Genomic DNA, 12,509 nt, shown 5'->3' on the forward strand with positions numbered 1-12,509 from the left:
ATATGTTTGCTTTGCATAGTAAGTTCCCTTGCGTTTTTTAATTGGCCATGGCTTTACAATTTTCCAGCCAGGCAGTGGTGGAAATGTGTTGCTGTTGCAGGTAATCACGCTGGTTTTCCCAGTGTGTGTGGAGATAGGGTTTGAGTTGGGTCAGTTGACGATTACGGGTGATAATTTCCTCAAACACTTCCACTTGCTCTTCGAGCAAATCTTCACCGTACAAAGTGGCGGACTCGACCAAACTACTGGCGTAATAGCGACTCAATCCCTCTAACCTGGCATCTTGCTCTTCCATGCGTTGTTGGCGCATGTCACAACTCGTGTCGGTACTGTCAGCCCCGCAGTTAATGGCATAGTTATCGTGGAGAAAATCGAGAAAAACGCCGTCATCCTCAAGCTTGGTACAGAGAAAACTGCCTAGATTGAGACTGGCACGCACGGCTAAATTGCGTGCTTCTTGTTGACGCTGATTGCTCGCCCTTAGCTGGTTTTCCATATCACGTAGCTGTTCTTGCAACGCGCTGTCTTCGAGTTCCGCCGCCAGACTGCTCAGCTGCTCAACGGTTCCAGGCGCCTCTTGAGGGGACTCTTGCGTTTCTAAATCTGCACCCAGCGCTTGCCAGCTTGCTTCGATAGCCGCCACCCGCTCTCGCGATGTCAACGTGGTGGCGACCAGTGACAAACGAAAGCCTACTTGGCCGCTTTCGGCCTGCCCGTTTTCCCGGTAATACGGCTCTTCACCGCGTAGCGCCGTGCGGATATCACTTTGGGGTGTTAAGTAACTGCCCCCACGCACCACAAAACCGCCTGCTTGGCCATGCTGGCGATCCAGCTTATTGAGGCGAAATGGCTCAAACATCATCTCGGCCACGTTGCCCAGAAGATCATGCAGCCCCAATGGATTGGGTTTAAGTAACCCTGCCAGCTGCAATTGACCGTTAGCGGACTGCGGTCCGGCGAACCATTCATGACCGTTCAAGCCTTCTGGCATGGGGTAGCGGCCGTCGCGGAACTCGGCAGTGCCAGCCTGCAGGCCACCACGCGCGGCGTATTCCCACTCAATTTCGGTTGGTAGGCGTACAAATCCCAGCGACCCATCTTCCTGAGGCAAGGACTGCTCGGCGTTTTGACGCAACCACAAGTTATAACGATCAGCCGCCGCCGTTGCATCGAACCAACTCACCGATACCACCGGTAAACGCAAGCGCGTCGAGGGTGACGGGCATTCGTCAGCCATCAAAGCCGCATATTGCAACTGGGTCGTTTCATACTTGGCCAGCAGGTAGTAGCGCGAGACACCCTCGCTCTCACTGAAGTTGCCGGAAACATAGGAGGGGCGACGCTGTTCTACATAGCCCCAGCCGGTGCCATCCTGGCCAATATTAATGGGATAATCGTCGAGCGGCCCGGCCGCGGGAATATGAACCTTACGAAACGCCATGGCTCCATCGCAAGGCATCGGCAGAATGACATCGTCATCCTGTGGCATGGGATTATAAAGCCGTTCATCCCACTCGGCCGAGGCAGTTCCCACCTGCAAAAGTAAAACAGCAGCCCACCCGGCAAGACACCAGTGACGGGGGAAACATCGAAAAGATTTACAATTCACGCAGACTCTCCGCAGGTTCGATACTAAAGGCGCGCAGCACACCGATCACCGCCACCATGAGCGCAACCAGCAAAGCCAATAAAAGTGCAATCACGCCGTGCATGAAGGTGAGGCGACAGACAACACTTCCAGTTGTCGCGCTAGATGCTAACGCCTGGTTGAATACCTGGCTTCCCAATCCATAAAGGCCAAGTCCTACTACATAGGCGGCCAGCGTCAAGGTACCTGCCTGTAACACGATATACCCCGCTATTGCCGGACGATCGAACCCCAGCAAACGCAGCACCGCCAGATCCTTGCGCTTGCGATCAATATTAGCTAGAAAAGCCCCCAACATTGAGGCCAGACAGCCCACCAGCGCGGTACTCGCAATCACGCCAAACACTAACCCCAGAACATGGTTGATCGCCTTGACGTTCTCGATCTCGGCCAGGCGGCTGGTCGTGTCGATATGCTGGGCATTGAGCCACTGCTCCAGCTCCGCCACCCGATCAATATCGGCGGCATACAGGCGGGCACGGGCAAAGTGCGTTTCCATTTCGCCTCGCACTTCGCCAGTGCTCACGCCAAGCGAATCGATGCGGTAGCCATCACGAAAATCTTCAAGCTCGATCAGCAGCGGCAACGCGACAAAGGCGGCCGGACGAGGAAAGACCTCAGGTGGCAAAATGCCTGCCACGGTAATAGATTGCCGGCCACGTTCGGCACGGCCATCGAGACGACGGCTGACGAACAGGCTTAGCTGATCATTGACGACGGCATTCAAGCGCCGCGCAGCCGACTCACTTAGCACCACGGTTGAACCGTTAAGCGGTTTGGTAAGCGACAGTGACGCCAGTAATGGATCCCCTTCTGCCGTGGGGATGACTTCAGTGTTATCCACAAAGTGCCGATGGTCGGCGACCAAATCTGCCTGGGTATTGAGTGAACGTGTCATGCCAATGGCAAAACCGACATCACGTCGGCTACGCAAGCGTTCGATCCAGGCAGCGTCATACCGGCCACTGGATACCATGCGAATTTCGACGTTCCGTGGATCCTCTAGAAGCTCGGACTGTAATTGGCTGACGACCCCATACTTGAGGCCAAACAGCAGTAACAAGGGCGCAATCACGGCAATCAGGGCCGCGGCAATACACATTGATACCTTACGGTCGTGCCAGAGATCCTGCAGCGCTAACGATACCAGTAGGCGCAAACGCTTAAGGGCGAGGTTCAAAGACGGTCTCCCCTTTTACCGTGACGGCATCGAAACGCGGCACTCCAAATGTTTCGACGAGAGCCCAATCGTGGGAAACCACCAACGCGGCGAGCTGTAGCTCTTCGACTACTTCCATAAACAGCGCAAAAAGCCCATGCGCACTGTGGGGGTCAAGGGCGGCCGTGGGCTCATCGGCCAGCAGCAATTTTGGTTCATGGGCCAGGGCGCGTACGAAGGCGACCCGCTGGCGCTCCCCGATAGAAAGCATTGCCGGTCTCTTTTCCATCAGCGGCATCAACCCCAAGCGATTGACCGCTTGCCTGACACGGTCACTCTTTATGGGCAGGCCCTGTAGGCGACGCGGCAAGGCGATATTATCGGCCACACTCAAGAAGGGCAGGAGCCCCCCGCTTTGCAGCACGAACCCCAAATCGCGCGCGCGTAGACTGGCCAGCTCGCTTTGGTGCTGGGTACGCCACATGGTTGCTACATCCTGTTGCGGGTTTCCCAGCATGAACCCTTCAAGCTCGCTTGGTGCTAACAGCAGCCCGACCGTCTCTAGCAACGTGCTCTTGCCACACCCGCTAGGGCCGGTAATCGCCAAGCATTGGCCCGGCGCCAGTGATAGTTCGGGTAGTCGAATCCGGTGTGCGCGGGCACCCTGACCACGCTGAACCATCATGCCCTGTATCGCTAACATCCCTGCTTTCCTCTATTGTTTGAGACGTCGGTGTTTCACGGCATCATTTCAAGAGGAACCGGATAGACGTCGTCCCTTGGGTCACTGCCTTCGGCAAGTGAGACCCAGCGATCGACATCCTCGTTATAGCGCTGATAGTGGCGCAGCTTAATGCTCAGATTACGAATGAACCGCTCCTGAGAAAGACCATCCCAGCTCTTCCAGGTGGCTTCATCCAAATTGAGCACTTCACTCTGATAAGGCAGATCTTCCAGATACTCCCCCATCAGCCCCAGTTCGGCTAACTGAGTGGTTTCATTTTGCTGTAGCTGGTTGGGGTCGGTGCCCATGGCCGCAGCCACCGAACGCAAACGATCAAACATATCGGTGGGCGAGATCAGGCCTTGATTGGCGGCATCCAGAATCTGTGCCACCACGTCATTCAGGTCACTCAACTGAGATTTGGTCAGCAGCACCCGAACGTCCGTACTGGGGCGGTTCTGCTGCACCAAATCGCGGTCGCTGATCCAGGCTTGAAATACCGGCGGTGCTTTGCTGCCAGCTTGCTGCCCCAGGTAGGCCAGCTGCATGGCGTGGCCGATAAGATCCGCATCTTCCAGCAGCTGTTGTTGGTTTGGATCAACCTCATCAGGGTCAGGCTGTTGCGCATTCAAGGCACTGCCGATAGCCCCGTCGCCGATATAAGCAGCACGCACCTGAGAAGTGATCGCCTCGGCCAGGGCATCCACCTTGGCGCCGAATGCCTCCACATCCCCGGCTTCCACCGGGTAATACAGCGACGTATTGGTGCCGGCATAAGTGGAAAGGTTGGCGTATTGCGCCGCTGCCTTAGCATGGTCGTTGAAGCGCTCTCCACTCTCGGTTTCGAGATGTAGGGTATAAATCGCCACGCCCGGGTTGGCCGCTTCCAGGCGCACCTGATCGGCACTCAAGCCTGTCGAGGAGCGTTCATTATCGCCATCGATGGCGCTGGCATCGGTAATTAGTACGATATAGCGGGCACCATATTGGCTCCATTCCACTTCATCGATTGCCTGCATCACCCCGGCGTAAGCATCTTCTTCGAACCCTGGCGTGGATACCGGGGCTTCATGGAGTTCGTCCATGCGCGCCATCAAGTCTTGCCTGCCTTGCACTTCCATCGGGTTGGCGTACATGCGACTGATGTATTCGAGCTCAGGTACTTTTTCCACGCTGTCGCGATAAGAGACCAGGCCGAACTTGACCTGCTCCTCCAGGTTTTCCGCCTCGATTCGATCAAGTATCTTGCTCACCGCCTCGCGGGTACGCTCGATATACGGGCCCATGGAAATCGTCGAGTCGATCACGAAGACAACACCGGCATTGAACTCACGCAATTGACTGGCTGGTGTGTCATCTTCAGTTTCAGGATCTGTTTCAGTGCCAGCAGGGTCAGGTTCGCCGGCCTTGCTTACTGACGCCACGTTCAGCAGCCGTGCGCGAAAGCCGGCTTCGGTGAATACCTCTTCGCCTTCGAGTATCGGTAACAAATAGAACTGTTCTTGAAGATCGACAAAGTATTCAGGTTCCCGTGCCAGCACATTGGGCACCTCTTCCTCACGATCCAGGGCGGCGTGCAAAGGAACAACGCGACTGGAAGGCTCGAATTCATCGAGAATATCTTGAAGCGCGTCTCGTTCACGGAAGAACAACAGACGCTGGCGGTTAGCCGGATTAGTGAATGCCAACGTAAGTTGCATCTTCCACGCCACGCTACAATCCGCCGGCAGCCAGCCGCTGGTGGTGCCGTAGCTATCCGGCCCGACTTTCAACCATTCGCGCCCGTCCACCTCGCTGCGCTCATACACATAGAAACGAGTGAACGCAGGCTGCAATTCACCACTGCTTCCCACTGTCTCCGTTAGCTCGCACCCAGGCGTGGTCAGGACACGTTGATGTAAGGTTTGCTTGCCTTCCTGCAGTAAGGGGCGAGGCTCAGCCAGCGCTGCAGTGGCGCCCAGTCCCATAAAGGATAAAGCCACAGACGAGACTACCCAGGTCGCGAGCGTGTTGCGCATCATTCGCCCAGCTCCTCAAAACGTGCTTGTGCTTCGCTATTGTCAGGGTCGGTGTCCAATACGATCTGGTACCAATAGCTGGCGGTTTCGGCATCGGCTGCGGTAAAGCAGGTACTCGCCTGGTGATAAGCGGGATCGTATTCGCGGGCATAGGCCAGCGCGATAGTGGCATCGCCTGCGATAGCACGGTTGGCATAAAGCCGTCGCGCTATCCCACAGTGCTCTGCATCACGCGCAGCTTCGATCACCGACAGCAGCGCTTCGGGGGCAACATCAGCCTTGGAACATCCTTGCACGAACGCCAGTTCCTCCTGCTCTTCAAGGGCTGCAATCGAACAGACCGGGGCCGGACCAGCAGAAGAGGCGGCCACCTCTTCTTCTGAGGCTTCCTCGGTGCGGAGGTCAGCGTCTTCCTCTACTGGGCTTCCCTCCGCTTCGTTACTATCTTCTTCACTCTCTTCTTCCTCGACGTTTTCTTGTTCAACCGGATCGGCGCCCGCATTACCAGTGTTATTGCTGAACCAGTACCAAGCGCCGAAAGCCACGGCTGCCAGCAGCAAAAGCCCTAGCAATAGAAATAGCCATGGGCCGCGCTTACTCGCCTTACTGGCAGGCGCGGGCGGCACTTCCACTTCCGGCACCTGCGCAGGTTCGGGTCCAACTTCGGGTTCGGCTTCTGGCTCAGGCTCCACTTTTAGTTCCGGTTCAGGCGTCGGTTCGGGCGCTTTTTCCGCAACCGGTGGTGAATGCAGGGCACTGCTACCCCCTGCAGAAGGTGCCGAGCCCGCCGCACTGGAGGGCATCAAATCGCGTGAAAGCCGTATTACACCTTTGGCTTGCGTGCCTTGGGTATCCTGCAATGCCAGCAAATATTGGGTAGAGCCGGGAAGCTCCAACAGGGGATCAATAATAGTGCTGTCGAGTACTACCTGGAGACGCTGGTCATCGGTCTCCTCCAGGCTAGCCAATTCAAACGAGTGGGCCTTGGTACTCCACGTTTTTTCCGGATGCAGAAACTGTTGATCCTGGCTCTCTTGAATCGACAGTTGCAACGATGTGGTTTCCCCTTTCCACCCCTTGAGCAGTAAGCGGCCTTCACCCGGTGTTCCGGACTCCAGCGGACGCAGTTCAACCCGCATGGGTCACCTCCCGCTGGCGAAAGGATGTCAGTACTGCGCCCAGGCGCTCATTCTGTTCCATGGTAATTTCCCGTCCGGCGGTGTGCCCTGCATTTTCCTGCGTCACGATACAAACCCCTGAAAGCCAATCGGCAAGATAAAGAACAGCTTGATTGACGGGTTGAGGCGCAAGACTGGGGAGCTCACCCGATAAAATCGGAGTGCTCGGCAAAAACAGCTTGTCCTTCTTGCCCGCCAGGCTGTTCGGCCGCTCGTCAATCGGCATTTCTTGATAGCCAAGCCAGGCAATAAAATCGCGCAGCACTAACTGGGCGGCCAATACTTGACGCTCCACCAGCTGGTCACGTTTGGCGCTACTTTGGGCGCGGCCCAGAAGTGCTTGATCTAGGCGTTGTTGCAGTGCCATGCGATTGGCTGCCGTGATCAATTCATCTGTCAAGGACTCAACGACTGCCTTTTCCAGCCCCAGCAGTTGAAGCAAAGATTGGCGTCCGGGTATTTCACGTAAATGGGCGACCCATGCCTGAAAGACCTTGCGAGCAAAACGATGATCCGCTCCTTGTAACACCGGCTCGGTTTTAGCGGCCGGTGCGGTGGCGGTTTCATCGCCAAAGGGCATGCTACTCGCGAAAGGATCATCGCTCAGGTTAAAACCGCTGTTGCAATAAAGACTATCGGCGCCCGCCGGTTCGTTATCTGCATCGCCTTCAGTCGCTGTTGCCTCGTCTTCTTCGCTGTCGCTCAAGTAAAGATCGCGTACCGTCTGCTGGGGAAGTTCCAGTTGGTGCTGCAGTTCACCCAGGGTTGCCAGGCGTTGTTGCAGGCTTTGCCACAACAGCTTGGCGGCCTCACGCTTTTTAGCCACTTCACCGCTGCCATCTGTGTGGTGAAGGGGCGCTAGGCGCTTTTCTACCAATGAGCTGAGTGTGTCCTTCAGCTGCTTTTCGATACTGGCCAGCTTGAATTCCAGGGTAGCGATACGGCCAAGATACTGACTGATACGCTTGATGCCGCCATCGTTAAGTGCCAGCATCGCCTCCCAGGCCTCGGCGGGCGCCTGCACATGCTTTTGCACACTGGCATGCTCGGCAAAGGTGGCTGCCATACGTTCAAGCGGCGCTTCGTAGTCGTCATTGATACCGAGTTCTTCGTTATCACGGCTATTCAGAAACGAAACGGGCAGGCGTGGCTTGCGTACCAGGAAGGTATTATTAAATGGCTGCCCTGGGGCCCATTGGCTCATCCAGTCGTACTGACCGAAACGCTCCAACAAGGTCATTTTGATCAACCCTTCCCAGCCTTCGCGCAGCTGGCTTTCCGTCAAGTTAAGCGCACCGTTGATGCGCTTATCGAACATGGTAAGCGTCCAGATCAACCCTGGCGCCTTGCCCACACGGTCTTGACTGGTCGGCCCTTGCGTCTTTTCAATCCAGCGTGTCAGTACCGGACCAACAGAGGTCACGTCACTCTGCTTATCCGAACTTGTACACACCACCAAGGCGTTCATCTCCTGGCTGTCGGTATACCGTTCGAACAGGTACGCCACCTTGCCGCGCAATATCAATTGCGAAACGGGGTTGCCCCCTTGGCTACTCGCTTGACTGGCAGCTTCACTGACACTTTTAAGGCTTAGACGTCCGCGATAACCGGGGAAATCCAGCAGATCCACTTTTTCAACTTGAGGATCCTGTGTCGGCTCGATCAGCGGGAACGTGAGCTCGGCCGTCAACGCAGCCAGCTGAGCCACTGATACAGTAATGGCATTGCCGGGCGTGTCTTGCTCTACAGGTCGCACGTCCAGGCTGTGATCATCGACGCTGCCAAGGCGCTCGAGAATGTCCACATTCATGATGCTGTCGCGCTGGCTGTACCCGTCGCCTTCGGGCGTGACAAGACAAGTCAGCGGCGCATAAACGGTGGGGGCATTGCCAAGGCGGCGTAGGGTGGACGCCAGTTGCACATAAAGGCGAGTGAGCTCTTCTTGCTCGCCCCACAACAGAGAAAACAGTTCAGCGCGCTGTTCGCATGAGAGACGCGGCGCCAGCTTGAGAACCCGCGGCCAGTAGCGCGCTTCCAGCTTACTGATTGATTTCTTGAAGCTGCCAGTGAGGTAGTCCCATAAAGAGACCACGTCATCACCGCTTAGTCCTGGCTGTGTCTCTGCCGTAATGGCAACGCCTTCAAACGGTTTGAGAATACGCTCAATGCGGACTTCATCTAACTCATAGTGTAACTGTTCATGGTCGAAGTCGTTGAACCAGGCGTTGGCCAGTATCTTGGCAATCTCAACTTCACTGAACAGGCGTAGTTCAACAGGGGTATCCGCTGGCCCGCTGTTGGCCGTGCGGCTGAAGCGCGTCACCAACCCGGTGGCTTCTTTGCCCCCACCAACGGGGTTTACGTGCTCGATGAAATCAAGGCGCTTGCCACCGTAATTGGTTTCCAGCTTACCGTTTTGGCCTGCGGCCAGCGCCGAAATCAAGTAGGATTTCCCCGCTTGAGACAACCCGAAAAAGCCGATTGTCATCGGGGTACCCGCGGCACGCCCCAAGCTCGACGCCAGATTGCGCGCTTTGTGTAATTCCAGGATCAAATTGTCCGCTTCACTATCCAGGCGCGGGGCATTGTTGCGAACGTCTTCGATCCACTCGATAGCCTGGCCGGCACCAGCGTGCACAGCGCCCCAGCCTTGGCCCAGTTGGTGTTGTTTATCCGTGAGGTTGCTCATTTGCGCTTCACGCTCCCACTGTCCAGCCAGTAATTGGAATCGCCCAGTCCCGCATCGATCATGGTATTGAGCTGAAGATTGACGTCTGCTTTGCCAAATGACTTGTTGGTGTTGTCACTGACGCGACTGACTTTCAGTTCATCACTGATCAAGCCGCCCTTGGTGTTGTTTTCGACCACCTTGAGTTCCACCTCGACCACCGGCTGGCTGCCGTTTCCATCGCTTACTACCGCCTGCTTGTATTTCGTCTTGCCCGACTCGGTCAGTTCCAGGGTATAGAGTGGCGAGGCCACCCAACGCTCGGCATCCAACTGACGATACCCGATGCGCACAATGCCCCCGCGTACCTGCACCTTGGGCTCATCTTCTTCCGGCAGCTCAATCCCCGTGCCATTGTCATTGGCCTTGATGTCGCGATAGACCACGTCATCGCTTTTCATGACGTTGTTGTTGTCAATCGAGCCCAGATGACGAATCAACGAGTAAGGCTTCAGTGCTTGGGTACGGAAATAGAAGCTGGGCAAATCCAACTGATCGCATAGCAGACATAACATGGCACCGACTGCCGCGGTGCTTTTGGGATCGTCGATCTCGCCATTGCTATGGAAGGGGTACCAATTACCGGTGCGGTAATTCTGCATCGGTAAAATGCGCCCTGGAGGCAACGGCAACATCTTGCGCAAAAAGGCCTGAATCCCCGGCAACCGTGAGGGACGGCCGGTCAGCAGCAACATATCGCAGCCGTACTGATGGATCACCTCGCATAGGGCGCCTAGTGTCTTGCCGATGTTGATACCATCGCCCAAGAAGGCCCGATGTACCTGAGGCAGGTTGAAGGTGATCGGGATATCCATCAGTTCAAACGACGTGGTGCCATTAGTTTTCACTTCACGCCGCACGGCACCGTGCACATATTCTCTAACCGCGTCGCTGGCTGCGTGATCCCCCAGCAGCTCGCGATACGTGGCGGTAATAATGTGAGGGTTCTCCTCGCTTTCCTTTTCCTGAGGATCAAACCCCTCGTAGTAACTAAGAAGCTTCAACCCTAAAGGAGTGAAAACTTGTAAATTGAGCTGCTGGCGCAATACCTGATCCTGTGCGCTCAGGCTCTCTCCACCCAACAGGCGTGACATCATGGCATCCGGGGAGGACACGCCAGCTTGCTGCAGGGATTCTTCAAAACTTTTCAGCACGAAGGTCTGAATGACATCAAGCAGGATGTCATCCCCGGCAATACGAAAGCCATCACGGAAGCGCTGCTCGGGGACGATATGCACATTGCTGCTGTTACCGCCGCCTTCTCCACTTTCAACGCGGTAGTCGGTAATGACCAGGTCAGTCGTGCCCCCGCCGATATCGATACTGGCAAGCGTGATACGGTCACGCTGTTGCTTTTCTGGGCGCGCCAATGTGTCAAAAAACTCTTCAGGATGGCCGGCAAAATTCTCATTGATCTCGGTGTACAGATACACCAATTGGCCGCAAGTGGCTTCGTCCCACTCGACACGGATCTCTGGTAAAGGGGGTGACGGCGCGTCGGCGTCTTCCGGATCATAGGGGTCATCCTCGCCTTGATACCAGCCCATCCCCTGCCAGATCAGCCCCGCCGCCTCGCGCATGCGCTGATCCAGAATACTGCGCTCTGCCAGCGGCATGGCCGGGGGCACTGTCAGAATGATCGAGCGTAGGCGACGCGGTATATCCATATTGCCCTGACGGGAACGCTGGGCCGGGCTATTGATCTGCATCAATGCCTGAGCCAATACTTCCGAGAGCATGAAGGTCATCAAAGAACTACGTGAATAGTGCGGTTTGAAGACGGGAAGATCATCGTCTTCATCATCACGCATGACGGCGTAGATCGCCTTGCCACGCTCATTGATCAGATTGGAGAAAGGCGCGGCCGTGGCAAAAGGTTCTTTGTCTGCCTTGACGTAGGCGCTATTGAAACGCCAACCATGCGTGTAGCGGCTTACGTCCCACAGATAGCGCTTGGGACTAGAGAGACCGGTAGACCCTTCGGTGCCCCGACGACGACTTGCAAGACGGTTGGCTTCCCCACCTACACGAGCAATCGTGGGCCATCGAAAAGCATCATGTCGACCGCTCTTGACCGAGAGATGATCTTTACCAAAGAACGTCTGAGAAAACTCGACGCGGCTCTCAAAGGGCTCGGCATAGACGCATTCTGGGTCGACCAGGTCACGTAATTCCAGCACATAATTCTGTTTGAGACCTGAGCCTGATTGCGCATGGTGTTCAATCAAAATACCGCAGGTACGTGAGTTGCCCACATCGAGGACAAGATCGACAGAAATCGGGGTTTTTTGACTAGCATCCTTACCCGCCAGACGAACCTCGGGTACTCGTACCTTGGGCTTTCGCTGCGTACGCTCAGCGGGAATCGGTTTCCACAACAGGCTGAGCAGGTTCAAATAATGTGCCTGTGGATGTAACGCCTTGATGTCGTCATCCAGCTCATTTTGATCCATTTCCGGATGACCTTCCCGGTATAGATCATTGAGCCATTCTTTTACCCATGCCAAGTCCATGAACCAGCCCATTTCATGGGGGGTCAAGGCAAGCTTGAACGTCTCTCCTGAGCGTACATCTTCTTCGTTAGGCGCCAGGTAAGCCGTGCCCTCGCGCTTGGGCATGCTACGGGTATCAAACGCCAGTGTCAGTCGATGGGTGTGACCATCAATATCCGGTGTATCCAGTTCCACCAGGCGCATGCGCGACCAGTTGCTGGGGCCTTCATCGAAACGATGCGGCGGCATGTGCCGGAAAAACGGTATCGGCACCCATTGACGATCCAGCAGCGCTAGGCTCGATTGCATATCCATATCGAGATACGGCTTACTCACCCGCTCGACCTTGTTGGGTTCGGGCTCATAAAAAGTGGTGCCATCTTCTTCATTGGTGAGCAGGCGTACTAGGAGATCATCTGCTAACTTGGCAAACTCACCGCCGGTTTCCTTACGCGGGTCGAGCGTCAAGGCAAAATCTAGAAACTGGACACCGGTGTCGTTGACCAACGGGACAACGTCTTGGAACTGAGTGACTTCAGGCAACATTTCGCAACTCTTCTCT

The 12,509-nt window shown here is 55.7% G+C and carries 7 protein-coding genes; all 7 read right to left on the minus strand.

Annotation, left to right across the window (positions count from 1 at the left end):
- Positions 1 to 37: 37 nt before the first annotated feature.
- Entirely contained in the window at positions 38 to 1,489 is a 1,452-nt protein-coding gene (locus QHL1GM_RS10915) for an SUMF1/EgtB/PvdO family nonheme iron enzyme (RefSeq protein WP_083571007.1), read from the minus strand.
- Positions 1,490 to 1,598: 109 nt separating this feature from the next.
- The gene (locus QHL1GM_RS10920) at positions 1,599 to 2,828 is read right to left on the minus strand and encodes an ABC transporter permease (RefSeq protein ID WP_071694508.1); all 1,230 of its coding nucleotides are present in this window, start codon (positions 2,826 to 2,828) and stop codon (positions 1,599 to 1,601) included.
- Positions 2,812 to 3,510 (minus strand): ABC transporter ATP-binding protein, encoded by a 699-nt coding sequence (locus tag QHL1GM_RS10925; RefSeq protein WP_071694509.1) that lies wholly within the window; start codon positions 3,508 to 3,510, stop codon positions 2,812 to 2,814. Before QHL1GM_RS10925 ends, QHL1GM_RS10920 begins: the two co-directional genes overlap by 17 nt.
- Before the next feature lie 35 nt (positions 3,511 to 3,545).
- On the minus strand, positions 3,546 to 5,552 hold the full coding sequence (locus tag QHL1GM_RS10930; RefSeq protein ID WP_071694510.1) for a vWA domain-containing protein: 2,007 nt from the start codon (positions 5,550 to 5,552) through the stop codon (positions 3,546 to 3,548).
- Complete coding sequence (locus QHL1GM_RS10935) at positions 5,549 to 6,688, minus strand: hypothetical protein (RefSeq protein WP_071694511.1); 1,140 nt, start codon at positions 6,686 to 6,688, stop codon at positions 5,549 to 5,551. Before QHL1GM_RS10935 ends, QHL1GM_RS10930 begins: the two co-directional genes overlap by 4 nt.
- The gene (locus tag QHL1GM_RS10940) at positions 6,678 to 9,416 is read right to left on the minus strand and encodes a putative virulence factor (RefSeq protein WP_071694512.1); all 2,739 of its coding nucleotides are present in this window, start codon (positions 9,414 to 9,416) and stop codon (positions 6,678 to 6,680) included. Before QHL1GM_RS10940 ends, QHL1GM_RS10935 begins: the two co-directional genes overlap by 11 nt.
- Entirely contained in the window at positions 9,413 to 12,493 is a 3,081-nt protein-coding gene (locus tag QHL1GM_RS10945; protein ID WP_071694513.1) for a virulence factor SrfB, read from the minus strand. Before QHL1GM_RS10945 ends, QHL1GM_RS10940 begins: the two co-directional genes overlap by 4 nt.
- Positions 12,494 to 12,509: the final 16 nt, after the last annotated feature.

The organism is Halomonas sp. QHL1, from assembly GCF_001882345.1.
Lineage (GTDB): Bacteria > Pseudomonadota > Gammaproteobacteria > Pseudomonadales > Halomonadaceae > Vreelandella.